This window comes from Vibrio crassostreae 9ZC13 (genome assembly GCF_000272045.2).
GTDB lineage: Bacteria > Pseudomonadota > Gammaproteobacteria > Enterobacterales > Vibrionaceae > Vibrio > Vibrio crassostreae_C.
The window spans coordinates 329367-354359 of the sequence record NZ_AJYZ02000037.1 but is presented as its reverse complement, the minus strand read 5'-3'; the positions used below and the strand labels follow the sequence as shown (position 1 = coordinate 354359).

Genomic DNA, 24993 nt, shown 5'->3' with positions numbered 1-24993 from the left:
CACTTAGCACTGTAATTATCCTTTCCATGTAATAAAGCCAAATAGCGCTAAGCACTACTCAGCCTTATCCATTACGCGCTAATCTCATCCTTACGAGCACGTCTTCTTTGGTTCATCGCTAAACCAATCAAAATGATCAGAGCTGGTAAGAATACCCACTCTTTCATTGGTCGATCTGCATCTTGGATAACGGATTTGATTTCCCAATCGAAATCAATACCAGCCGCTTCTGCTGGGCTACCGAACTCAACCATATCAACAATCATCTTGCCTTCTGATTCAGTCAGCATTAGACCCATAGAGGCAATACGATCTTCACTTGAGGTCGCAGAATCTTCAAACGGCAGGCGAACTGTCTTTTCAGAATAGTCACCTTCTAAGTTTTCGCCACCCACTCTAAGTTCAAGTGATTGTCCCACATCCAGCTTTTCCGTGATTTGAGCAATCTCAACTCCAGGTGAAAGAACTTTCTCTGGATAAATCATGTCCCACCAGAAACCTGGGCGGAAGAAAGAGAAGGTCAGAACGATAAGCAGTATAGTTTCCCACCACTTGTTCTTGGTGAACCACCAACCTTGAGTTGCTGCGGCAAAGATAAGTACCGCAGTCACAGAAGAGAAAATCGTTAGTGCTAAGTGCCACCAAGAATCAATACCCATCAACAGTAGTTGGGTATTGAAGATGAACATGAATGGCAAGATAGCGGTCCGGATATCGTAGGTAAAACCTTGAATACCTGTACGAATTGGGTCGGATTTCGCAATCGCGGCGGCCGCAAAGGCTGCCAGACCTACCGGAGGTGTGTCATCTGCAAGAATACCGAAGTAGAACACGAATAAGTGAACCGCAATCAATGGAATGATCAAGCCGTGCGCAGCGCCTAGGGTCACGATTACCGGAGCCATCAGCGTTGATACAACGATGTAGTTCGCCGTTGTTGGCAAGCCCATACCTAAGATCAAGCTGATTACTGCAGTGAATAGCAACATAAGAATGATGCTACCGCCTGAGATAAACTCAACGAAGTCCGTCATTACTAGACCGATACCCGTTAGAGTCACCACGCCTACAACCGTACCTGCAGCCGCTGTCGCGACACCGATACCAATCATGTTACGTGCGCCTGAAACCAAGCTCTCTGCGAGATCAACGAAGCCCGCTTTAGTTTGCTCTGCAAGATCGTCTGATTTGTTCATCAGAGTCATTAACGGACGCTGAGTGATCAGAATGAAGATCATGAACACGGTCGCCCAGAATGCCGACAGACCTGGAGAGAAACGTTCAACTGTTAAACACCAAACAAGTACTACGATAGGCAGTAGGAAGTGCAAACCAGATTTAATCGTTGGCCCCGGATCCGGAACTTCTTTTAGATCAGCATCGATTTCCATGCCGCCTTCAGCTGCGTATTTTGCAGATACGCGAACCAGAGCAACATAAGCGGTCAATAGCGCCACAGTTACGATTGGTGTTGCCGCATCGCCAAATACATCTTTCGTCCAACCCACACCGTAGTAAACCGCGGCGCTGATGACACACAGACCTAAAATGGTACCCGTGAAAGACAGTAAGCTTTGTACGATAGTTGGTGTGTGGCGACGAGGTAGGCCAGTCATACCTGCTTTACATGCTTCTAGATGAACAATGTAAATCAGAGCGATGTAAGAGATCAGAGCGGGCAGTAGCGCGGCTTTGATTACCTCTACATACGAAATGCCCACATACTCAACCATCAAGAAGGCTGCTGCACCCATGATAGGTGGTGTTAATTGACCATTGGTTGAAGCCGCGACTTCTACCGCACCGGCTTTTGTGCCCGGGAAACCAACACGCTTCATTAGCGGGATAGTAAAGGTACCCGTGGTTACCACGTTCGCGATAGATGAACCTGATACCAAACCAGACAGACCTGATGCGACAACGGCTGCTTTCGCTGGGCCGCCTTTCATGTGACCAAGCAGTGAGAATGCAACTTTAATAAAGTAAGCACCGGCGCCAGCACGTTCTAGCATTGCACCAAACAGTACAAACAAGAATACGAATGACGTTGATACGCCAAGTGCCACACCGAATACACCTTCAGTTGTTAGCCACAGATGCGACATTGCCTTGTTCAGGCTCGCACCTTTGTGGGCAATAACGTCCGGCATGTGAGGGCCGCCAAAGGTATAAAGTAGGAATACTGCTGCCACAACCATAAGAGGTGGACCCAAAGCGCGTCGTGTTGCTTCAAGCAGTAAAACCATACCGAATACAGCCGCAACAATATCGAATGTTGTTGGTGCGCCCGATCGCTCAGCGAGTTCAGTATAGAAAATATAGATATAAGAAGCTGAAAAGCTACCTACAAGCGCTAATATCCAATCGACTGCGGGGATGCGATCCCTAGGCGAATTCTTCATGGCTGGATAAGCGGTAAAGGCTAGGAAAATAGCAAACGTAAGGTGAATTGCTCGAGCTTCAGTGTCGTTTAAAATTGCGAAGTTAAAAATGAACGGCAGCGGAGATGCATACCAAAGTTGGAACAGTGACCAACATAGAGGCACAAACCATAAAATACGGCCTTGGATACCACGAGGGCTACGCGCACCAGTATCTGATTGTGCCACCATTTCTTGCACATCTGGAGACGGTGATGTTGTCTGCGTCATGTACTTTATCCTTATTATTGATGGTCTGCCTTTTCTTACGAACAACCAAACGTTATTTATTTCCTATCTAGTGTAGTGAATGGATAGGGAAATGCGTTTTTTGTTCGTCTTTGTCTTAGGCTTGATACGAAGGTAAGTCCTCCAAATTGGAGAAACTTAAAGGGCTGTTCTTTTCACTTAAATTATTTTTATAAAACGTGAAAAGCCAATAAGGAGGGCTAGCCTCCTTATTGGTGTAGTAGGCTTAAAGTAGAGTTACTTTAGAAGGCCCACTTCTTTGTAGTATTTTGCTGCGCCTGGGTGAAGAGGGATAGAGATACCCGCTTTAACCATGTCTTCTTTTTTCAGGTTAGCAAATGCTGGGTGTAGGCGTTTGAAAGTGTCAAAGTTTTCAAATACTGCCTTAGCAACGTTGTATGCAACTTCTTCAGAAACGTCTGAAGTTGTTACCATAGTAGCTGCAACACCGAAGCTGTTTACGTCAGCGTCAGTACCACGGTACATACCAGCAGGAACTGTGCTGTAAGCGTAGTATGGGTTTTCAGCTACGATCTTGTCGATCTGTGGACCTGTTGCTGAAACCAGTTTTGCATCACAAGACGTTGTTGCTTCTTTGATTGATCCGTTCGGGTGACCAACCATGTAGATGAATGCATCAATCTTGTTATCACAAAGTGCTTGTGAACGCTCAGAACCTTTAAGTTCAGAAGCAAGCTTGAAGCTGTCGTTAGTCCAGCCCATAGCGTCCATTACAACACCCATCGTTGCACGGTCACCAGAACCTGGGTTACCAATGTTTACACGCTTACCTGCTAGGTCAGACACATTGTTGATGCCAGCATCAGTACGAGCGATGATGTTGAACGGTTCTGTATGTAGAGAGAACATCGCGCGAAGTTTCTTGTATTCGCCCTGATCTTTGAACTTACTTGTACCGTTGTAGCCGTGGTATTGCCAGTCCGATTGAACAACACCGAAATCTAGTTCACCAGCACGGATGGTGTTAACGTTGTAGATTGAACCACCAGTAGACTCTACAGAACAACGAATGTTGTGGTCTTTGCGGCCCTTGTTCACTAGCTTACAAATCGCACCACCAGTTGGGTAGTAAACACCCGTAACTGAACCAGTACCAATCGTGATGAACTCTTGAGCGTTAACAGCGCCAGCGCCCATTACAGCAGCTGCAATAGCACCAACTTTAATAAGTTTGGTAAATGCCATGAATTTCCCTTCCTTTATTCATTATTAACCCTGAAACAAGTGTAGTTGCTTCAGGAGTTTCCTATTTGGAAACGGCACCTTTTTCAATCCATGTGATGAAAAAGTGGCTGAATAATATCAAAAATTGGCAGAAAATTACTCGAATGTTAAAAGATATAGCTGAAAAATCTAACAAATGATGTCTGGATCTCGTGTTTGATTTACTACTGAGTTTTTTAAAATCAATAGTTTAGTGTGATTTTGGAAGGGAGGTATGGATATTCTAGGATGTGATTTGGATCACGAAGCAAATAGATACTCGTGATCCATTAATAAGGCTGATAGTTATGAAACAGCGATCAATTATCCTGCGTATTCAAACAGTTCACACACTGAATCAAACAGTTGCTTAGTGGTAACCGATAACGTTGGGGTAATGAAGATAGTGTCATCACCTGCGACTACGCCCAGTATACCTTCCGACTTACCTAGTGAGTCTAATAAACGAGCAATCAGCTGCGCCGCACCAGGACCTGTGTGTATCACCACCAATGCATTATTGTGGTCAATATCTAGTACTAATTCTCGTAAAGAGCTAGAAACGGTCGGAACACCTAGCTCAGCAGGAAGACAGTAAACCATCTCCATTTTTGCGTTACGAGTTCGAACGGCACCAAACTTGGTTAACATACGCGAGACTTTAGACTGGTTGATGCTTTCAAAACCTTCGTGTTTTAGGGCATCCACAATTTCGCCTTGTGAGCCAAAACGTTCTTCTTTTAGTAAGGCTTTAAATGCACGAACTAAGTTGTCTTGCTTTTCTGTATTGCGCATATGTCATTCTTATTCATTAACAAAGATGTTTGCATATTCTCGCATACATATTCAATTTTAGCCAAAACATCCCTGTAATTTGTTAGTCATATCACTGTAAATATTTAATGGAATAATGTGTTATTTGCGACGACTTATTTTGTTATTTCAGTCGATTATCGCCATAATGCGAACTTGCTGTGTAGCACGGTTTTATTGACTTGCGCGAAGTCGCAAAGCTAGCGTTAATTGATTGTAATCACTTTGTGATTAATATAGTTTTTTAACTTAGATTTAGCTCAAGAATTACCCTACAAAGAATCTATAAGAGAAAGCTCTCAAGGAGAATAACAATGAAAGTAGCTGTTATTGGTGCCGCTGGTGGCATCGGTCAAGCCCTAGCCCTACTACTTAAGAACCGCCTACCTGCTGGTTCAGATCTTGCACTTTACGACATCGCTCCGGTAACACCGGGTGTTGCTGCCGATCTTAGCCATATCCCAACGCCTGTTTCGATCAAAGGTTACGCGGGTGAAGATCCAACACCAGCACTAGAAGGTGCGGATGTTGTACTTATTTCAGCGGGTGTTGCTCGTAAGCCTGGTATGGATCGTGCGGATCTTTTCAATGTGAACGCTGGCATTGTTAAGTCTCTTGCAGAGAAAATCGCAGTTACTTGTCCGACTGCTTGTGTTGGTATCATTACTAACCCAGTAAACACAACAGTGCCAATCGCGGCTGAAGTACTGAAGAAAGCGGGCGTTTACGACAAGCGTCGTCTATTCGGTATTACGACTCTTGATGTGATTCGTTCTGAAACGTTCGTTGCTGAACTAAAAGATAAAGATCCAGGCGACATCCGTGTTCCTGTTATCGGTGGTCACTCAGGCGTAACGATTCTTCCTCTACTTTCTCAAGTTGAAGGCGTAGAGTTCACTGATGAAGAAATTGCAGCGCTAACGACTCGCATCCAAAATGCAGGTACTGAAGTAGTAGAAGCTAAAGCTGGCGGCGGCAGTGCGACACTGTCTATGGGTCAAGCGGCTTGTCGTTTCGGTCTTGCACTAGTTAAAGCACTTCAAGGTGAAGAAAACGTGATTGAATGTGCATACGTTGAAGGTGAAGGCGAGCACGCTCCATTCTTCGCACAGCCAGTTAAACTAGGTAAAGAGGGCGCTGAAGCGATCCTTAGCTACGGTGAGCTAAGTGACTTCGAACGTAACGCTTTAGATAGCATGCTTGAAACGCTAAATGGTGACATCGAGATTGGTGTTGAATTCGCTAAATAAGCGAAACGCTATTTAACTCAGACTTAAGCTAATTAATAAGGGCCGGTCATTATGATTGGCTTTTTTGATCCTGAAGTTCAAGCTACTCGTATTTAGCTTTACAATTAATGTGAAGGTAAATGTTATGGCTACTGTTCAGAAGGGTATGAATGTCGAATATTTGGGGCACTTAGGAAAAGTATTGGTAATTGATGAGCAAGAGCAGTACGCGCTAGTAGAGACTTACAACGGGCATGAGCAGTACGCGGTGCCAATGGAAGAGCTTGAAGAGATTGAAGCACAACTGCCGTTATCATTAGAAGCCAGTCGATATTGAATTTGGCTCACCTACAAATATTTGTTGAAAACCAAAAAAAAGAGCCCTGAGGCTCTTTTTGTTATTTATATAGAAGCTAGAAGCTAGAAGCTAGAAGCGAGTTGTCTATTAACCTGCTTACTTACTGCGTTTAACAGCTAAGTGTGCGAGCGTGGTTAGCGCTTGCTTATATTCTGAGTCAGGAAGTACAGAAAGTTCAGCGATGGCTTTATCGGCCTCTTCGTAGGCTTTATTTGTTGTGTACTCTAAAGAGCCTGTCTCTTTCATTACAGCCATAATATCGTCAAGACGTTCCATGCCGTTCGCTTTCTCAATCGCTTCACGAATCATGCTTGCTTGTTCAGGAGAGCCATTATGCATTGCGTAAAGTAGAGGCAGTGTTGGTTTGCCTTCGGCTAGATCGTCACCAACGTTTTTACCCATCTCTTTACCATCTGCAGTGTAATCCATCACATCGTCAATCAGTTGGAAAGCGGTGCCTAGGTATTTACCATAGTTCTGCATTGCTGTTTCGATCTCTGGTGATGACTCAGTAAGAATCGCACCGATTTGGGTCGCAGCTTCGAACAAACGAGCAGTCTTAGAGTAGATCACCTGCATGTAGCTTTCTTCTGTGGTGTCTGGGTTATTGCAGTTCATTAATTGTTGAACTTCACCCTCGGCAATCACGTTTACCGCTTCACTCATTAGCTCAAGGATCTTTAAAGATCCTAGCGTTGTCATCATTTGGAATGAGCGTGTGTAGATAAAGTCACCCACCAAAACGCTAGCGGCATTACCAAAAGCGGCATTGGCCGTCGCTTTACCGCGTCTCATGTCTGATTCATCGACAACATCGTCGTGAAGCAGGGTTGCGGTGTGAATAAACTCGATAAAGGCTGCAGAGGTGATATGAGCTTCACCTTGATAACCAAGTGCGCGAGCAGATAAAAGAGCAAGCAAAGGGCGTAGGCGTTTGCCACCACCGCTAACGATATAAAAACCAAGCTGGTTGATTAAACTTACGTCAGAATTAAGTTGGGCTTGAATTGTTTCATTCACTTTTGCCATATCATTGGCAGTAAGCGTTTGGATAGCTTTAAAATCCATTGTTCATCCGGCTGAAGTTAGACCCTGTAAGGCTTATACGTTGTATTTAATTGTTGAATAATACACTAAAAAACGTTGATTAATACATCGCTAAAGGGCATGATTGCCGCACTTTTCTTTGGCGAACAGGTTTTCGCCAATTTTTTAAAAATATGGCTTGTCATAGCGCCATGATTCCCGTAGAATCTGCGCCCTATTGATTAGTTTAGCGCACACCCGAGTTGTACAATTAACAACCATAGGCTGTGCGGAAAAAGCGGAGTAAAATATGTACGCTGTTTTCCAATCTGGTGGCAAACAACACCGAGTAAGCGAAGGTCAAACACTTCGTTTAGAGAAATTAGACGTTGAAACTGGTGCAACTGTTGAATTTGATAAAGTTCTTCTTGTTGCTAACGGCGAAGAAATCGCTGTTGGTGCACCTCTTGTTGAAGGTGGCAAGGTTACTGCAGAAGTAGTACAACACGGTCGTGGCGATAAAGTAAAAATCGTTAAGTTCCGTCGTCGTAAGCACTCGCGTAAGCAAGCTGGTCACCGTCAGTGGTTCACTGAAGTGAAAATCACTGGCATTAACGCTTAAGTATTAGGAGAGTTTAACAATGGCACATAAAAAAGCTGGCGGTTCTACTAATAACGGCCGCGATTCAGAAAGCAAACGTCTTGGTGTTAAGCGTTTTGGTGGTGAATCTGTTCTTGCAGGTAACATCATCGTTCGTCAACGTGGTACTAAGTTCCACGCTGGCACAAACGTTGGCATCGGTAAAGACCACACTCTTTTCGCTCTTACTGAAGGTAAAGTGAAATTTGCTGTTAAAGGTCCTAAAAACCGTAAGTTTGTAAGCATCGAAGCTGAGTAATTTAATCTTTAACTAGATTATTTTATTAGCTTTCAAGCTGAATTCAAAAGCCCTGCCGATTCGGCAGGGTTTTTTATTTATAGCAAGAATAAAAAAGCAGACGCTCTTGTTTTGGTTTTGAGAAGCCGTTTTATTTTTTGATAAACAGATTAGTTTTTAAGAAGCCGTTTGTTTTTAAGAAATAAGAAGCAAAGAACCTCTCCTTATTTGTTCCTTGGTTGCAGGTCGGCCTAGATCTTAGGTGATCGATCTAAACACGGATCTGCTAGAATTTATATCACATCCTTGATGAGTGGTAACGCAACGTAAGTGCGGAGTTAAAAAATGAAATTCGTTGATGAAGCGGTAGTAAAAATAGAAGCCGGTGATGGCGGTAATGGTACAGTTAGCTTTTGGCGCGAAAAATTCGTCGCTAAAGGTGGTCCTGATGGCGGCGACGGTGGTGACGGCGGTGATGTTTACATCCAAGCGGATGAGAACTTAAACACACTGATCGATTACCGTTTCCAACGTTTTTACAATGCAGAGCGTGGCGAGAATGGTCGCGGCGGTAACTGTACTGGTAAACGTGGTAAAGACATTACGCTGAAAGTACCAGTTGGTACGCGTGCAGTTGATATCCACACCAACGAAATCGTTGCTGAAGTTGCTGAACACGGCAAGAAAGTAATGGTTGGTAAAGGTGGTTGGCACGGTCTTGGTAACACGCGTTTTAAATCGTCTGTTAACCGCGCTCCTCGTCAAAAGACAATGGGTACTAAAGGCGAAGTTCGTGAACTGCGTTTAGAGCTTCTTCTATTAGCTGACGTTGGTATGCTTGGCCTACCAAACGCAGGTAAATCTACTTTTATTCGTTCAGTATCTGCTGCGAAACCAAAAGTGGCTGATTACCCGTTCACTACTTTGATCCCAAGCTTGGGTGTGGTAAGTGTTGTCCCTGAAAAGAGCTTCGTTGTTGCCGATATCCCAGGACTAATCGAAGGCGCAGCTGATGGCGCTGGCCTTGGTATCCGATTCCTTAAGCACCTTGAGCGTTGTCGTGTTCTTCTGCATATGATCGACATTATGCCGATCGATCAATCTGATCCTATTCAGAATGCACTAACGATCATCGATGAGCTTGAGCAATACAGTGAAAAAGTTTCACAAAAACCTCGCTGGTTAGTGTTCAATAAAGTTGACCTAATGCCAGAAGACGAAGCAGACGAAAAGATTCAAGAAATCATCGATGCTTTGGGCTGGGAAGGCGAGTACTTCAAGATCTCTGCTGTGAATAAAATCGGCACCAAAGATCTTTGCTTCAAACTAGGTGAGTTTATGGAAAACCTACCTCGTGAAGTTGTAGAAGTTGAAGAAGAAGAAAAAGTAGACTTTATGTGGGATGACTACCATAAAGATGCGATGAGCGGTAAGAATGTCGTTACTGAAGATGACGACGATTGGGACGATTGGGATGACGAAGAGGATGACGGCCATGTTATCTATGTTCGTGACTAATCCTCTTAGTTTCTCATAACGCATCGGTCGCTTCTTACAAGTACACTGATAGTTTTATTAAACCGCAATGAAAATTGCGGTTTTTTTGTATCTAAATCATGACGTCTTACTGTTTTTTATGCAAAATTTATCTTTAGATAATTAACGCCTATGGGAAGGAAATCATGGCATCAAAGCAAAGAGCGATCTCAAGACTCGTCGCTCAATCAGGACAAATGTTATTGGCGCACGGGGCAGAGAGCACACTGGTCGGCGATATCATGCGTCGCATCGGTATTGCTTGTGGGGTGAATGAGGTTGAAGTCGCACTGTCAGCCAATGCGCTTGTTGTAACTACCGTAATGGATGATCACTGTATTACCACTACTCGAAGTTGTGCTGATCGTGGCATTAACATGCAGGTTATCACCGACATTCAACGCATTTGCATCATGATGGAGAAGGGAATTCTCGATTATGATTTGGCGTATAAAAAGATTCAAAACATCAGCCCCGAGCGCTACAACCGTTGGTTAGTGGTTGTGATGATAGGGTTGTCGTGCGCCTCTTTTAGCCACCTTGCGGGCGGAGACTGGCAAGTCTTCATGATGACTTTTATTGCTTCAGCTTGCGGTATGATCGTCAGGCAAGAGATTGGGCACCGCCATTTCAATCCGCTATTAAACTTTGCTATCACAGCATTCGTTACCACGACCATTTCAGCTCAAGCCGTACTTTACAATATTGGCGGCCAACCCACGATCGTGATGGCTTCATCTGTATTAATGTTAGTACCTGGTTTTCCTCTGATTAACTCCGTCGCTGATATGCTTAAAGGCCATATTAATATGGGGTTAGCGCGCTTTACCATGGCCAGCTTATTAACTCTGGCGACGAGCTTGGGCATTGTCGCGGCGATGAGTCTATCAGATGTTTGGGGGTGGGCAAGCTAATGAGTATTTTCGAACTGTTTTTAGGTCTGCTCAACGATATGTTTTTCGCCGCTATTCCTGCGGTTGGGTTTGCATTGGTGTTTAACGTTCCGCAACGTGCTTTAATTTATTGTGCACTCGGTGGTTCTATCGGTCATGGTAGCCGGTATCTGATGATGCACTTTGGTATTCCAATCGAATGGGCGACGTTCTTCGCCGCAACCGTGGTTGGTATGATAGGGGTTCATTGGTCACATAAACTGTTAGCACATCCGAAGGTGTTTACGGTTGCAGCTCTAATTCCTATGGTGCCAGGTGTGTTCGCCTTCAAGGCGATGATTGCGATGGTGGAGATTAACAGGGCAGGCTACACGCCTGAGTTGTTGGCAATGTTGATGGAGAACTTTTTAAAATCGATGTTCATTATCGCAGGGTTGGCGGTTGGCTTAGCTGTGCCAGGGCTGTTATTCTATCGCCGTAGACCTATCGTTTAGCGTTAATTTTCTTTTTAGGGACAGGACTTTCGATTTATGATCATCAGCATGATAGCGGCAATGGCAAACAACCGTATAATTGGTAAAGACAATCAGATGCCTTGGCATTTACCTGCGGATTTTGCATGGTTTAAACGCTCGACTATGGGTAAACCAGTCGTGATGGGACGTAAGACCTACGATTCTATTGGACGCCCTTTGCCGGGTCGGTTGAATGTCGTAATCAGCCGTGATGAGAGTTTAAAGATTGAAGGTGTAACGACGGTAACTTCTATTGAACAGGCTCTAGAGCTACTCAGTGATGTTGAAGAGGTGATGATCATTGGTGGCGGCTCTATTTATGAGAGCTGCTTACCTAAAGCGGACAAGTTGTATCTGACTTACATCGATTTCGCCGTCGATGGAGATACACAATTTCCTGACTGGGGTGAAGGTTGGAAGCAGAGCTTTAACGAGAGCTATCAAGCTGACGAGAAAAACAAACACAACATGGAGTTTGTGATTCTCGAGCGTTAACTGTGGTTATCAATAGCTAGTCTCTGAAAAATGCTTGCGTTACCCTACCAAGGTAGCGCAAGTTTCTCGTATCTTTATAGCGCTTTCTGAGTGAAAAACTGTTTATCTTCCCAGCGAAGAATTGTCAATTCACCTCCCCAGACGCATCCAGTATCAAGTCCAATTACGTCTTTTCCGTTATAGCCTTCAAGCGCAGCCCAGTGTCCAAAAACAACGGTTTTATCGAGCTTTATGCGTTGCGGAAGGTCAAACCATGGCACTAATGGTTCATCGGTAATCTCATTCGGTGGTAGCTTACATGCCATGTCGAGACGGCCATCTTCAAAACAGAAACGCATTCTTGTCAGGCTATTGATCGCATAGCGATAGCGCTCAATATCATGTAAATCCTGATGCCATAAATCAGGCGCGTTGCTGTACATGTTTTCGATTAGCCATTGCCATTTATCGGACTTTAACAAGGATACGATCTCTCGATTTTCAACACGTGCTCTTTCTAGATTCCACTGCGGTGAGATACCCGCATGGCACATCACGAACTCTGGGTGTTCTTGAAGCAAAGGCTGTTGTCTTAACCATTCGATTAGCAGTTCACGATCTTCAGCATCAAGAATCGCTTGAGTCTTATCTTTTGGTTTCGCTGGAAATAGTCCTAAGGACACCGCCAGAAGATGTAAGTCGTGGTTGCCTAATACAACCTTAGCTGCGTCACCAAGGTTACGAATAAAGCGTAACGTCTCCAATGATTTAGGGCCTCGAGCAACTAAGTCTCCGGCGACCCATAAAGTATCTTGGTGTTTATCAAAGTTAATTTTTTCAAGTAGTCCTTGAAGTTCGTCGAAGCACCCTTGGATGTCTCCGACAATGTAATTCGACACAATAATTTCCTGTAGATACGGATGTACGGCTAATTAAGAATATTAGGGATTGCGAGTCTGAATGGGTCAACTTCGGTAATAAAATCAATGCCCTTGTTATCGGTCATCACATAGTGACCTTGCATAACGCCAACAGGGGTTTCGATGACCGTACCACTTGTGTAGGTGTACTCGTCGTTGGCTTCAATCACGGGTTGTTGGCCAACTACACCATCACCCTCAATGGTGAGCTGCTTGCCGTTAGAGTCGGTAATTAACCAGCGGCGAGACATAAGTTGCACCGTTGTTTTACTTAGATTTTTGATGGTAATAATGTAGGCGAAGACATAACGATTCTTCGTTGGCTCAGATTGTTCTTCTATGTACTTAGAGTGAACCTGGCATTTGATACAAGGCGTAGATATATCCATATTCGCACCTTTTGTTGTTGATATACTTAATGTAATTAAAGTATTACATAAAAAAGGCTCCTAACCGAAGTGTAGGAGCCTTTTTTATTTATTTGTCAGCGTTATGACTGTCGTACAACCAGTTTGCCATGTCGACAAACTGCTCGAGCGTTAAGTTCTCAGGACGCATGCTTGGGTTGATACCTAGCTCTTCAAGCACTTCCTTATCGATTAAGCTCTTGTAGCAGTTACGAACTGTTTTACGACGTTGGTTAAAGCCTTCACGACAGACGCGATCTAGCCATTTCAGATCTTTTGCCGGATAAGGCAGCACTTCGTATGGCTGTAGGCGCACGACTGCTGAGTCTACTTTCGGTGGCGGAACGAAGGCCGTTGGTGGAACTTCTAACACAGGCGTTACTTTACAGTAGTATTGAGCCATTACAGTAAGACGACCGTAAGCTTTACTGCCAGGGCCAGCAGCTAGACGGTTAACCACTTCTTTTTGAAGCATAAAGTGCATGTCTTGCACGTCTTTATGGAATTCAAAAAGGTGGAACATCAATGGTGTAGAGATGTTATATGGCAAGTTACCAAAGATGCGTAGCTTATTGTTTGGCTTAACCAGTTCTTGGAAATCGAACTTCATCGCATCGCCTTCACGGATCGTTAGCTTGTCCGCAAGATCTGGATGGTTACGAAGACGTTCTGCAAGGTCTCTATCCAATTCGATAACAGTAAATTTATCGACAAGCTTACCCACAGGCTCAGTAATTGCGCCTAGACCAGGACCGATCTCTACCAAGTTTTGACCTGGTAGTGGGTTAATACTCGATACGATGCCATCAATAATGTATGGATCGTTAAGGAAGTTTTGACCAAAACGTTTACGCGCTTTGTGCCCTAAGTGGACATCATTTCTCATTGCTTTTTCTCTACTAATTCAATGGCGTGCGTGAGCGCTGTTCTAAAGCTCCCTGTATCGGCTTGGCCTTTCCCTGCCAAGTCTAAGGCGGTACCGTGGTCGACTGATGTGCGAATAAACGGTAAGCCAAGCGTGATGTTCACTGAGCGACCAAACCCTTTGTATTTCAATACCGGGAGTACTTGGTCGTGATACATACCTAAAACAGCATCTGCATCTTGCAAATATTTTTCATTAAAGATGGTGTCTGCTGGCAATGGGCCAACTAAATTGATGCCATCTTTTTGGCGAATTTTTTCTAGCGTCGGGGTGATAGTTTCAATCTCTTCACGCCCTAAACAACCATCTTCACCAGCATGTGGATTCAAGCCACACACATAGATAGTTGGTTTCTCAATAGCAAATTTTTCAACCAAGTCTTTATTTAGAATAGCAATAATTTGCTCTAATCTGTCTTCGGTCACAGCTTGAGATACATAAGCTAGTGGGATGTGCGTTGTTACTAGCGCAACACGCAGCCCTTCAGTTGCCAACATCATCACCACCAGTGGTGTATTGGACTTCTCTGCAAAGAACTCGGTATGGCCGCTAAAAGCAACGCCAGCTCGGTTAATTACACCCTTGTGAACGGGGCCGGTGACAATAGCATCAAATTCATCATTCATACAGCCAATTGCTGCGGTTTCTAAAGTATTTAATACGTAATGACCATTAGCCTCATTGAGTTGACCTGCAACTGCCGTTTCAGCAAGTGGAACGTGTTTCACTACCAGTGTGCCAGCGCGTTGCGGTTGCTTAGCTGCATTTGCATCGTAGTCCAGAAGATCGACTTCGATACCAAGAATTTTAGCTCGCTCGGATAGCAGTGTTTTATCAGCACAAACCACGAGTTGATGAGGCCAACTTTCTTGAGATAGAGCCAAAGTTAAATCTGGGCCTATCCCTGCTGGTTCACCTGCGGTTATGACAATACGTTTAGTTGTTGTCATCTTGGTCGTCCTCAACCATCTCAACAAAGGCACTTGCTCTTACTTCTTGTAGCCAAGCACCAGCTTCTTCGTTGAATTTACGGTTAAATAGAATTTGGTAAGCTTTGTTTTTCAAAGCTGAATCGGTACGGTCGACTTCGCGACGGTCTAGTACTTCAACAATGTGCCAACCGTGTACGGTTTTGAATGGCGCACTGATTTTGCCTTCTGGTAGCGTTTCTACTTGGTGTTTGAATTCTGGTACATACAAATCTGGTGTTTGGTAGCCTAGCTCACCATCTTGTACTGCAGAACCTGGATCTTGGCTGTATTGCTGTGCAAGGTCGCCAAAGCTCGCTTCACCTGTGTTTACGCGGCGCGTGATCTCTTCAAGTTGTTCTTTCGCGCCATCGTCACTCAAGATTACGGTTGGCTTAATCAAGATATGACGAGCATTCACTTCCGTTACTGCTACGGTTTCTAAGCCTTTCACATCTTCAATTTTTAGAATGTGGAAACCTACACCGCTACGGAAAGGACCGATGATGCTGCCTTTATTTTGCATTTTGATCTGGTCAGCAAAAATGGTTGGCATCTCTTCTTTACGCATCCAACCCCAATCACCACCTTGCAGCGCTTTAGGACCCTTAGAGTAAGTATATGCCATGGTGCTGAAATCTTTGCCTGAGTTCAGTTCTTCGACAAGTTCTTTAGCTTGGGCTTCTAGCTCTTCTTTGGTTTGGTCATCATTAAAGCGCAGTTGAATGTGGCCAATTTTATATTGAACGGTCGCGTTAGTCTCTTGCGCTAAGATATCTGCTAGGTTATCAACTTCCGCAGGAAGAATATTGATACGGCGACGAACTAAGGCGTTACGAGCTTCACTTGCCGCAATTTCTTTTCTTACTTGCTCTCGAAATGCATTGTAGCTAAGGCCTTCTTCAGCAACCGATGCGGTAAGTTGTTCTACCGTTTGGTTGTTGTCTTTAGCGATACCTTCAATTGCTTGATCAAGTCGAGCATCATCAATACGAACACCGATACGTTCTGCTTCTTGAGTTTGAATAGTATCGATGATCAGTTTTTCTAGTACTTGCTCATTGAGCACATCTTGCGATGGCAATGTTTGCCCGCTTTTCTTAGCGTTTGCGCGCAGCGTCTTCATCGAGGCATCGATGTCGCTTTGTAAGATAACGCCTTCGTTAACGATAACTTTTACGCTGTCTAGCTCGACTGGCGCTGCAAAGCTTGTTGATAAAGTACAAGTCGCTGCGATAGCAATTAATGTGCGTTTCCACAATGTCATGTGTAATCCTTTAAATTTACTGATTTCTTATCAGTAAAGAAAATTAGTTGTTTAAGAAGAATGGGCGACCGTAGCTCAATGAGTTATCAGAACTGCTATCCCCAACAGCGCCTGAATCAGAGCCTAAGTTAGTACCAAAGCCGATAATACCGAAATTCACACCAAAGTTATTTTCATATTCAGGCGTGACATTTGGATCACTAATGTTATTTGTCAGCTGGTTACTATACGTAAAGCCGATGTACCAACAATCCGATCTATAGTTTAAACGAGCTAACCACTCTAGATCTTCTTGTGTGGTTAAGTCATAGAAATATTGAGCACTGGTGCTCCATTTCGGTGAAATTTGGTAGGAACCAAGTAAACCCGCTTGCGAAATACCATCTCTTGTTATGGATGATACGTCAAAATCTACAGTTTCATTTATGTATTCTTCTGTAACATAGCGATAGTTGGTTTGTATGTAACCACCAGCAAAGCGGTATTCAAGTGTACTATTCGCTAATTGCATCGAAGATGAGTCAATATCGTATTGCACGCCACCATGGTAGAACAGGTAGTCATCATAGTTGAAGTCCATTTCTATAGCCCAAGACGAATAATTAGTTTTGTTATCAGAGTCGTCGTTGTCTAAAGTCTGTTTTGTATCTTTATCGATATAAAAAATCTGACCAAAAGAAATATTCAAACGCTCTTTATACTCATCATCGAAGAAACGAGATGATGCACCATAACTAATTTGATTCGCAGATGCGATACGATCAACACCGCTATATTTACGGCTTCTAAATAGACCATAGTAATCGGTCTGCAGTAGTGTCGTATCGTAAAGACCAATGTCACTTTGATCTTCTTCTGGTACGTAAAGATACTGAACTTGAGGTTCGAGTGTTTGAGTGTAATTGCCCACAATTTTTGTATCACGTTCAAGAACGATACCTGCGTGGCTTCTAAACTCTGGAATAACTCGACTTACTGATTCTTCCAAGCCTTCATAATCAGAGCCTGCGCCGGTATCAACGCCATCAAGGTCTTGTTGATAGTAAGTACCAAGTAGTCGAGCTTCTGTTGTCCAAGTACCCCAAGTGTTACCTACTGGGATTGTAATACCAGGTTCAACGTGAACACGAGTGGCTGATGGTTTGCCTGATGCGTCGGTATCGAACATTGATATATGACTGATTAAGTCAAAATCTAGGTAATCCATTACCTCTGGAGCATAGTAATTGTACTCGAGTTGTGGCATTAGACGATAAGGCAAGTTATTGCTGGTGGTAAGAACTTGGAAGTCTCGAACAAGTACAGACGCATCCCAATTTTGAGAACGGTATGTTGCTTGCCCTTCTTGAAGCAGTTGTCCATCTTCACGGTTACCGATATTTGAGCTCATGTCCGAAAAGTAGTCAATATCACTGACTTTAGAGTAATCAATTTCGAATAACCAAGATTGTTGGAATATTCCTGAATGTTCTAGTTGGAAACCCCAACGATCGCCTAGATCAGTGTACTTTTGATCGTCTGGTAAATATTCAGACTCGATACTACCGGAACCAAAATCGCTTAAATATCTGAATTTACTGTTGAGTTGAGTGCCACGCTCTTGCATGTACTTGAAGGTAGTTTCCAAATCGTAGTCTGGTGCTAAGTTCCAATAAACAGGAATTTCAGCTTCAAAACCATCGCTTGAACCATACGAAACTGTTGGGTACAAGAAACCGGTTTTACGTGTATCACCCACCGGTACTGTTAAGTAAGGTAAGTAAAAGACGGGAACACTTTGGATTTCAAAACGTGGATTATAAAAAGTGGCTTGTTCTTCGTCTTGGTCGACACTGATGCTCGATGCTCTTAGACGCCAAGCATTATCGCCGATAGGGCAAGAGGTAATGGAGCCATCTTCAATCTCATAAACCGCTTTACCTGTTTTTGCTATATAAACAGCATCTCCGCGACCGGGCTCGCAAAGGAATTCGTAATCGGTGTTCTCAAGCGTCATTTCATCTGTAGTCAGATTATTGGTCGCTCTGTCTGAGATAGATTTGATTTGACCATCACTAAAGTTTACGTTGCCTTCAGCTACAACGATATTTTCTTGTTGGTGCAGGGTTACGTTATCTGCAAGGATGGTCTTGTTCCCTTGCGTAACGACTACGTCACCTGAGTATATTGCCTTGTCACCATTGATAGCTTCTAAGCGATCTGACTCAACATGAGCGGGTAGCTGTGTCTCGTTTTCTGCAGCGGGCTCGATCAAGCATTGATCTATAGAGGGCATTTCCTGCACACTACTATCGGTGATTGTTTCAGCTTGAGTTGTCGACACGTATAACGCCGTACTTATAGACGCGGCTAACAAGGTGCGGGAAAAAGATTGCATGAAGTTGAACTATCCTGTGTCACTAGATGAAGGGTTGATCTAGTATCAATCCAATTAATAAAGCATTTTCCTTATGATAAAGGAAATAATAGCATTCAGCATCATCAGACAGCATTACTCAGATAAAATTCATAGATAGAGAACACATAATGCAAATATTTGGCAAAATTTTGGGCGCGTTTTTTGGCTTTTTATTTGGAGGGCCACTCGGTTTAGTTTTTGGTCTGTTTTTAGGACACCAATTCGATAAAGCTCGCGGATTGAACCAATCAGGCTTCAATAGCTCTGGTTTTGGTCGAGGTCCAAGCCAAGCAGAAAGACAGAACGAGTTTTTTAAATCCGCTTTTGCGGTTATGGGGCACGTTGCTAAAGCGAAAGGGCAGGTAACGCCAGAAGAGATTCAACTCGCTTCTACCATGATGGAGCGTATGAACCTGCATGGCGAACAGCGTAAAGCAGCGCAAGATGCATTCCGTGACGGCAAAGAGAGCGACTTCCCTCTGAACGACGTACTTGAGCGAGTTAAAATCTCATCGGGTGGTCGTTTTGATCTTCTGCAGTTCTTTCTAGAGCTTCAGGTATCTGCCGCATTTGCGGATGGAAGTTTGCACCCGAGTGAACGTCAAGTTCTGCATAAAATAGCGCAAGGGCTTGGGTTTTCGGCAGCACAACTAGAACGCCGCTTGCAGATGCAAGAAGCTGCGTTCCGTTTCCAACAGCAAGGTGGAAGCTTTGGTGGCCATCAGGGTCATGGGCAATCATCAGGTTGGCAACAGGCTTCGCAACAGAACCAACTTGGCGACGCATATAAGGTTCTTGGTGTGAGTGAAAGTGCTGACGGTAAAGAGGTGAAGAAAGCCTACCGCAAGCTGATGAATGAACATCACCCAGATAAACTGATGGCGAAGGGCTTACCGCCTGAGATGATGAATGTTGCGAAAGAGAAATCGCAAGAAATTCAGAATGCTTATGACCTGATAAAGAAAGTAAAAGGTTTTAAGTAATTGAACACTAAACTGAGTAATAACAAAGTTACTCGGTTTTTTATTAAAGGGAATTATATGACGGTAACGTATCAGGATGTTCTAGAGTTTTGGTTCGATGAGTTGACGCCTAAAGATTGGTTTACTGGCGGCGCCGAGATTGACACTTTGATAGAGTCTCGATTTTCTGAATTGCATAAAGCAGCCATTCAAGGCGAGCTATTTGAGTGGCGCCAAACTGCGCAAGGACGATTGGCTGAGATTATCGTACTTGATCAGTTTTCTCGAAATATTGGTAGAAAAAGTCCGACAGCATTTTCTGCTGATCCGATGGCGTTGGCTCTAGCCCAAGAGGCGGTAGCGGGTGGTTTTGATCACCAGCTTAACGAGCAACAGAAAAGCTTCCTGTATATGCCTTATATGCACAGTGAATCTTTGTTAGTCCATGAACAAGCCGTGGAACTCTTTTCTCAAACGGGATTAGAGCATAATCTGGACTTTGAGTTTAAGCACAAGGTTATCATTGAGCGATTTGGTCGCTATCCGCACCGTAATGAGGTGTTAGGGCGAGCTTCGACTCCCGAAGAGATTGAGTTCTTGCAGCAACCGGGCTCAAGCTTTTAATTGTAGAAATACGGTCAAAGAATTGAGAAGAGGCTAGAGGTTAATAAAAACCTCTCGCCTCTTTTTTACTTTAGTGATCAACTTTAGCCTTAGAGCTAGTTTGCTTGGTTGAGCGACCAATCGTATTCATAACTGATGTTTTGAGTATTGGTTACTGCTTCAACTCGATATTGTTCTAAGTGCTGAATAAGCTGTTTCTTCGTACCAAAATCCACAGCAAACCATTCGTAAATCGATGATAGTTGAAGCTTATTGTTTGTAACCATCACGCCTTTGTCACTGCTTACAAACTCAGTTGCAGCTTGCTCTAGCAAGGCTTCAGTATTTTTAGAGGTAAAAGCGTCAGGTTGTAAGTTAGGGCAACCTAGGCTGGCACAGTTCACTGCATAATGCGTGCGAGGATCTTGCCAAATTGGTCTTAGGATTCGGTGTTCAATGTCATTGAGTGTCAGTGATTTCCCATTAACGACTACCACATCATCTCCCCACGGACCGAAACTAAATAGTCCGCCAAGTTTAGTTATGGATTTGATCGGGTAGGTATCAAGAATCAAATCGACAGTCACGGCGTTATATAGATTAACCCAGTAGGCATACTGCTCCGCTTTTGAATAGTTGAGCGGATTCACCTGTTCGAGTTGCTTGATGTATTGCTTAAGTTTGGTCTTATCGGCAGTGTTCACTGCTTTATAGCGAACTAACGTATTTTGCCCCTGTTTAACCAAGTAGCTATCGAGGAATTGCTGCCAATCTTGATGAGATACCTGTTCTAGGTTGGTTTCGTCGCTTTGCTTCCAGTATGGCCAAAGATCGGATTTAGGCGCAGACCAAGCTAAGGTTGAGAAAAGTAGGCTGACAATAAAAAGTAGTTGTTTCATGGCATTCTCCTGATGACTGACTACTAAGACCTTAAGGCTTACCATTTTCTTTCATTGCTCTTCATTTAAATAAACATATGAAGTTAAGTTAAAAGCTTAGCCAAATAAAAAAGGTTGGCACTTGGCCAACCTTTAGATTTATTCAGAAACGTCTCATTATTTTAGGAAGCTAGGAATCTTAGCTTCAAACTCTGAGATCTTATCGGCATGTTGAAGTGTAAGGCCGATATTATCTAAACCATTCAGTAAGCAGTGACGACGGAACTCATCAATTTCAAACGAGTACTCTTTGCCGTTCGCGCTGACTTTCATTGCTTCTAGATCAACCGTAATTTCTGCACCTTCATTCGCTTCAACGAATTGGAATAGCTCATCCACTTCTTGCTCAGTCAATCGAACTGGCACCATTTGGTTGTTGATCGAGTTACCGTAGAAAATGTCGGCAAAGCTTGGTGCGATCATTACTTGGATACCGTAATCGGCAAGCGCCCACGGTGCGTGTTCACGAGATGAACCACAACCGAAGTTTTCACGAGCTAAAAGAATTGAAGCGCCTTGGTAGCGAGCTTCGTTCATTACAAAATCAGGGTTTGGCTGTTGGCCTGCATCGTCTAGGAAGCGCCAATCGTGGAACAAGTGCTTACCAAAACCGATGCGGTTTACTTTCTGTAGAAACTGCTTTGGAATGATCGCATCAGTATCGATGTTGGCCGTATCTAGAGGAACGACTAATCCGGTGTGTTGTTGAAAACCTGACATGTTAAATCCTCTAATTAAAGTTCACGAATATCGACAAAGTGACCAGCGATAGCCGCTGCGGCTGCCATTGCTGGGCTAACTAGGTGCGTACGACCATCACGGCCTTGGCGACCTTCAAAGTTACGGTTTGATGTAGAAGCACAGCGCTCTTGTGGACCTAGACGGTCGTTGTTCATCGCAAGACACATAGAGCAACCCGGTAAACGCCATTCAAAGCCTGCTTCGATGAAGATCTTATCTAGGCCTTCAGCCTCAGCTTGTGCTTTAACTTGCTCTGAACCCGGAACGATAAGCGCTTGAACATGTTTCGCTACTTGACGGCCTTTCGCTACCGCTGCTGCTGCACGCATGTCTTCGATACGAGAGTTAGTACAAGAACCCACGAACACTTTATCTACGTTGTAATCAGATAGAGATTTACCGGCTTCAAGACCCATGTAAGCCAGCGCTTTTTCAGCTGATGCTTTTTCTACAGGGTCTGCGAAGCTTTCTGGTGCAGGGATTGGTGTGTCTACTGAGATAACCTGACCTGGGTTGGTACCCCAAGTGACTTGTGGTTTGATGTCTGCCGCTTCTAATGTAACAACTGCATCGAATTCTGCATCAGCATCGGTTTTTAACGTATCCCAGTATTCGATTGCTGCTTCTAGGTCTTCGCCTTCTGGAGAGAACTTGCGACCTTTGATGTACTCGTATGTCGTTGCATCTGGAGCGATTAAGCCTGCTTTAGCGCCAAGCTCGATTGCCATGTTACATACTGTCATACGACCTTCCATCGTAAGGTCGGTAATTGCCTCACCACAGAATTCAACTACGTAGCCAGTACCGCCAGCAGCCGTTGTTTTACCGATGATCGCTAGCACGATGTCTTTTGCAGTGATGCCAGGAGTAACCTTGCCTTTTACTTCGATCTTCATGGTTTTAGCGCGAGCTTGTTTTAGCGTTTGCGTAGCTAGAACGTGTTCCACTTCTGAAGTACCGATACCAAATGCTAGTGAACCAAATGCACCGTGTGTAGCCGTGTGCGAGTCACCACATACGATGGTCATGCCCGGTAGCGTAATACCTAGCTCAGGACCCATTACGTGCACAATACCTTGGTATTTGTGGTTTAGATCGTAAAGCGTGACACCAAACTCTTCACAGTTCTTCGATAGCGTTTCCATTTGGATACGAGCCATCTCACCAGAAGCGTTGATGTCTTTAGTTTGTGTCGATACGTTGTGATCCATGGTCGCGAAAGTCTTGCCAACTTGGCGAACTTTGCGGCCTTTCTCACGCAAGCCATCAAATGCTTGAGGTGACGTTACTTCGTGAACTAAGTGACGATCGATATAAAGAATTGGTGTTTCGCCCTTCGCTGCAACCGCAACGTGAGCGTCATAAACTTTTTCGTATAAGGTTTTTGCGTGCTGGTTTGTCGACATAGCTTTTCTTCCTTGGGAGCATCAGTCCCAGTGTTTGTTTCGAGCCAAGTCATGCGGTTTACGCTGACTTGGCTTGATATTATTCTTATGTACTTGCTTCTAATCGGAGCCTTTAGCTTATGAAGCTAAGATGTACTCAGCGATCTTGTCACCCATTTCAGAGGTAGTCAGCGCTTGGTTTTTGCCAGCAAGGTCTGCCGTTAGCTCGCCTGCAGAAAGTGCTTTAGAAACCGCTGCTTCGATGTCTTGTGCTGCCGCTTCTTCGCCTAGGCTGTAACGAAGCATTAGGGCTGCAGAAAGGATTTGCGCGACTGGGTTTGCGATGTTCTTACCTGCGATATCTGGTGCGCTGCCACCTGCTGGTTCGTATAGGCCGAAGTTGCTTTCATTTAAACTTGCAGAAGGAAGCATACCCATAGAGCCAGTGATCATTGCGCACTCATCAGAGATGATGTCACCAAAGATGTTTGAACATAGCATTACGTCAAACTGAGATGGGTCTTTGATTAGCTGCATGGTCGCGTTGTCGATGTACATGTGGTTTAGCGTTACATCTGGGTAATCTTTTGCGATCTCTTCAACGACTTCACGCCATAGGATAGAGCTCTGTAGAACGTTCGCTTTATCGATTGAGTAAACATTTTTGTTACGTAGGCGTGCAGATTCAAAAGCAATCTTTGCAATACGTTCGATTTCGTAGCGGTGGTAAACCTCGGTATCAAAAGCTTTTTCCGTTGCGCCTTCGCCTTCACGGCCTTTAGGTTGGCCGAAGTAGATACCGCCTGTTAGCTCACGGACTACCACGATGTCGAACCCGTTACCTGAGATGTCAGCACGTAAAGGAGAGAAAGACTCTAGACCTTTATGGATTTGAGCTGGACGTAGGTTACAGAACAGTTGGAAGTGTTTACGTAGAGGAAGTAGGGCACCACGCTCTGGTTGGTCGTTCGGTGGAAGGTGTTCCCATTTAGGACCGCCAACCGAGCCAAAAAGTACTGCGTCAGATTCTTCACAGCCAGTGACTGTTGCTTCTGGAAGTGGACAGCCGTGGTTATCAATTGCAATACCACCAACATCATACTCTTCGCGAGAAAAGCTAATCGCGTGCTTCTTTTCGATCGCGTCTAGCACTTTATGCGCTTGTTGCATTACTTCTGGGCCAATGCCATCACCAGGTAGTACGGCAATTTTGTATGATTTATCAGTCATGTTAATCCTTTAATTCTTTGTTACTGAGCTATTTAGCTCGTTTAAAATTTTGTCCCTAAAGCCAATAACATCGGCTCTAGGGCTCTGTTATTGGGTGTTTAAACTGTTGCGATTCTTTGCTGTTTCATTTCAGCAATGGTGTCTGCGCGTTGAATGCTATTAATAACGTGCAGTAGCGCCTGACCAGAGGCCTCAACGATATCCGTTGAAACGCCTGTACCGTGGTACTTGCGGCCTTTGTAGTTCGCAATAATATCAGCTTGGCCTAAGCCATCTTCGCCTTCACCTTTCGCGGTAAGGTCGAATTTATCCAATGCAATTTCGTAACCCGTTAAGCGGTAGATACATTGGTATAAAGCATCAACCGGGCCGTTACCGACAGCCGCTTCGCATTTCTCTTCATCACCACATTGCAGCTTGATGCTGGTGGTAGACATAACACTACCAGATTGTACGCTTAGGTAGTTAAGTTTATAGAAGTCATCTTCGTCACGTAGATTTGCGAAGTGCATTAGTGCTTCTAGGTCGTAATCGAATACTTGGCCTTTACGGTCAGCCAGTTTCAAAAAGTCTTCGTACAATGAATCTAGGTTGTACTCATTGTCTTTGTAGCCCATTGCGTCCATGTGGCTCT

25 protein-coding genes are annotated in these 24993 nt (G+C 44.2%); 10 read left to right on the top strand and 15 right to left on the bottom strand.

Annotation, left to right across the window (positions count from 1 at the left end; genetic code table 11):
• Nucleotides 1-71 precede the first annotated feature (71 nt).
• The 3 genes from A136_RS12305 to argR all read right to left on the bottom strand — a co-directional run bounded on the left by A136_RS12305 (nt 72) and on the right by argR (nt 4688).
• Nucleotides 72-2651 carry a TRAP transporter permease gene (locus A136_RS12305; RefSeq protein WP_017062946.1) on the bottom strand — a complete coding sequence of 860 codons (2580 nt, stop codon included), beginning with the start codon at nt 2649-2651 and terminating at the stop codon, nt 72-74.
• 255 nt (nt 2652-2906) lie between these two features.
• Nucleotides 2907-3875: a TAXI family TRAP transporter solute-binding subunit gene (locus A136_RS12300; RefSeq protein ID WP_017061374.1), complete on the bottom strand. Its 969-nt coding sequence runs from the start codon at nt 3873-3875 to the stop codon at nt 2907-2909.
• Nucleotides 3876-4217: 342 nt separating this feature from the next.
• On the bottom strand, nt 4218-4688 hold the full coding sequence (gene argR / locus A136_RS12295) for a transcriptional regulator ArgR (protein WP_004740827.1): 471 nt from the start codon (nt 4686-4688) through the stop codon (nt 4218-4220).
• 332 nt (nt 4689-5020) lie between these two features.
• Between argR and mdh the strand changes: the two genes are divergently transcribed.
• Both mdh and A136_RS12285 read left to right on the top strand, forming a co-directional pair.
• Nucleotides 5021-5956 carry a malate dehydrogenase gene (gene mdh / locus A136_RS12290; RefSeq protein ID WP_009847834.1) on the top strand — a complete coding sequence of 312 codons (936 nt, stop codon included), beginning with the start codon at nt 5021-5023 and terminating at the stop codon, nt 5954-5956.
• Between the two features lie 124 nt (nt 5957-6080).
• On the top strand, nt 6081-6272 hold the full coding sequence (locus tag A136_RS12285) for a hypothetical protein (RefSeq protein ID WP_017061375.1): 192 nt from the start codon (nt 6081-6083) through the stop codon (nt 6270-6272).
• Between the two features lie 117 nt (nt 6273-6389).
• Here A136_RS12285 and ispB read toward each other — a convergent pair whose 3' ends face one another.
• Nucleotides 6390-7361 carry an octaprenyl diphosphate synthase gene (ispB, locus tag A136_RS12280; protein ID WP_017061376.1) on the bottom strand — a complete coding sequence of 324 codons (972 nt, stop codon included), beginning with the start codon at nt 7359-7361 and terminating at the stop codon, nt 6390-6392.
• Between the two features lie 268 nt (nt 7362-7629).
• Between ispB and rplU the strand changes: the two genes are divergently transcribed.
• The 6 genes from rplU (at nt 7630) to folA (ending at nt 11636) form a co-directional block, all read left to right on the top strand.
• Complete coding sequence (gene rplU / locus A136_RS12275) at nt 7630-7941, top strand: 50S ribosomal protein L21 (RefSeq protein WP_004740823.1); 312 nt, start codon at nt 7630-7632, stop codon at nt 7939-7941.
• Between the two features lie 19 nt (nt 7942-7960).
• Entirely contained in the window at nt 7961-8218 is a 258-nt protein-coding gene (rpmA, locus tag A136_RS12270; RefSeq protein WP_004735905.1) for a 50S ribosomal protein L27, read from the top strand.
• Nucleotides 8219-8542: 324 nt separating this feature from the next.
• The gene (gene cgtA, locus A136_RS12265) at nt 8543-9715 is read left to right on the top strand and encodes an Obg family GTPase CgtA (RefSeq protein ID WP_017061377.1); all 1173 of its coding nucleotides are present in this window, start codon (nt 8543-8545) and stop codon (nt 9713-9715) included.
• A gap of 164 nt (nt 9716-9879) precedes the next feature.
• The gene (locus A136_RS12260) at nt 9880-10647 is read left to right on the top strand and encodes a threonine/serine exporter family protein (protein ID WP_017061378.1); all 768 of its coding nucleotides are present in this window, start codon (nt 9880-9882) and stop codon (nt 10645-10647) included.
• On the top strand, nt 10647-11120 hold the full coding sequence (locus A136_RS12255) for a threonine/serine exporter family protein (protein ID WP_017062945.1): 474 nt from the start codon (nt 10647-10649) through the stop codon (nt 11118-11120). The genes A136_RS12260 and A136_RS12255 overlap by 1 nt, the downstream gene beginning before the upstream one ends.
• Nucleotides 11121-11156: 36 nt before the next feature.
• On the top strand, nt 11157-11636 hold the full coding sequence (gene folA, locus A136_RS12250; protein WP_017062944.1) for a type 3 dihydrofolate reductase: 480 nt from the start codon (nt 11157-11159) through the stop codon (nt 11634-11636).
• Between the two features lie 74 nt (nt 11637-11710).
• Here the strand turns inward: folA and A136_RS12245 are convergent, their stop codons facing one another.
• The 6 genes from A136_RS12245 to lptD form a co-directional block, all read right to left on the bottom strand.
• Nucleotides 11711-12514 carry a symmetrical bis(5'-nucleosyl)-tetraphosphatase gene (locus tag A136_RS12245; protein ID WP_017062943.1) on the bottom strand — a complete coding sequence of 268 codons (804 nt, stop codon included), beginning with the start codon at nt 12512-12514 and terminating at the stop codon, nt 11711-11713.
• A gap of 29 nt (nt 12515-12543) precedes the next feature.
• Nucleotides 12544-12924 carry a Co2+/Mg2+ efflux protein ApaG gene (apaG, locus tag A136_RS12240; protein ID WP_004735899.1) on the bottom strand — a complete coding sequence of 127 codons (381 nt, stop codon included), beginning with the start codon at nt 12922-12924 and terminating at the stop codon, nt 12544-12546.
• Between the two features lie 88 nt (nt 12925-13012).
• Nucleotides 13013-13828, bottom strand: a complete 816-nt coding sequence (rsmA, locus tag A136_RS12235; RefSeq protein WP_017062942.1) for a 16S rRNA (adenine(1518)-N(6)/adenine(1519)-N(6))-dimethyltransferase RsmA — start codon at nt 13826-13828, stop codon at nt 13013-13015.
• Nucleotides 13825-14817, bottom strand: coding sequence for a 4-hydroxythreonine-4-phosphate dehydrogenase PdxA (gene pdxA, locus A136_RS12230; protein WP_017062941.1), 993 nt, complete (start codon nt 14815-14817; stop codon nt 13825-13827). Before pdxA ends, rsmA begins: the two co-directional genes overlap by 4 nt.
• Nucleotides 14804-16102 (bottom strand): peptidylprolyl isomerase SurA, encoded by a 1299-nt coding sequence (gene surA, locus A136_RS12225; protein WP_017062940.1) that lies wholly within the window; start codon nt 16100-16102, stop codon nt 14804-14806. Before surA ends, pdxA begins: the two co-directional genes overlap by 14 nt.
• Before the next feature lie 43 nt (nt 16103-16145).
• Complete coding sequence (gene lptD / locus A136_RS12220) at nt 16146-18479, bottom strand: LPS assembly protein LptD (protein ID WP_081326293.1); 2334 nt, start codon at nt 18477-18479, stop codon at nt 16146-16148.
• Nucleotides 18480-18628: 149 nt separating this feature from the next.
• On the opposite strand from lptD, the gene djlA reads away from it, so the two are divergent.
• Both djlA and A136_RS12210 read left to right on the top strand, forming a co-directional pair.
• The gene (djlA, locus tag A136_RS12215; RefSeq protein WP_017061385.1) at nt 18629-19483 is read left to right on the top strand and encodes a co-chaperone DjlA; all 855 of its coding nucleotides are present in this window, start codon (nt 18629-18631) and stop codon (nt 19481-19483) included.
• Nucleotides 19484-19540: 57 nt separating this feature from the next.
• The gene (locus A136_RS12210) at nt 19541-20086 is read left to right on the top strand and encodes a DUF924 family protein (RefSeq protein ID WP_017061386.1); all 546 of its coding nucleotides are present in this window, start codon (nt 19541-19543) and stop codon (nt 20084-20086) included.
• A gap of 95 nt (nt 20087-20181) precedes the next feature.
• Here A136_RS12210 and A136_RS12205 read toward each other — a convergent pair whose 3' ends face one another.
• The 5 genes from A136_RS12205 to A136_RS12185 all read right to left on the bottom strand — a co-directional run.
• On the bottom strand, nt 20182-20964 hold the full coding sequence (locus A136_RS12205) for a DUF547 domain-containing protein (RefSeq protein ID WP_017062938.1): 783 nt from the start codon (nt 20962-20964) through the stop codon (nt 20182-20184).
• A 156-nt stretch (nt 20965-21120) separates the two neighbouring features.
• The gene (gene leuD, locus A136_RS12200; RefSeq protein WP_017062937.1) at nt 21121-21723 is read right to left on the bottom strand and encodes a 3-isopropylmalate dehydratase small subunit; all 603 of its coding nucleotides are present in this window, start codon (nt 21721-21723) and stop codon (nt 21121-21123) included.
• A 14-nt stretch (nt 21724-21737) separates the two neighbouring features.
• Entirely contained in the window at nt 21738-23150 is a 1413-nt protein-coding gene (gene leuC, locus A136_RS12195) for a 3-isopropylmalate dehydratase large subunit (RefSeq protein ID WP_017062936.1), read from the bottom strand.
• A 117-nt stretch (nt 23151-23267) separates the two neighbouring features.
• On the bottom strand, nt 23268-24359 hold the full coding sequence (gene leuB, locus A136_RS12190) for a 3-isopropylmalate dehydrogenase (RefSeq protein WP_017061390.1): 1092 nt from the start codon (nt 24357-24359) through the stop codon (nt 23268-23270).
• A 98-nt stretch (nt 24360-24457) separates the two neighbouring features.
• Nucleotides 24458-24993: alpha-isopropylmalate synthase regulatory domain-containing protein (locus tag A136_RS12185; RefSeq protein WP_017062935.1), on the bottom strand; the 536-nt coding region annotated here is incomplete at its 5' end.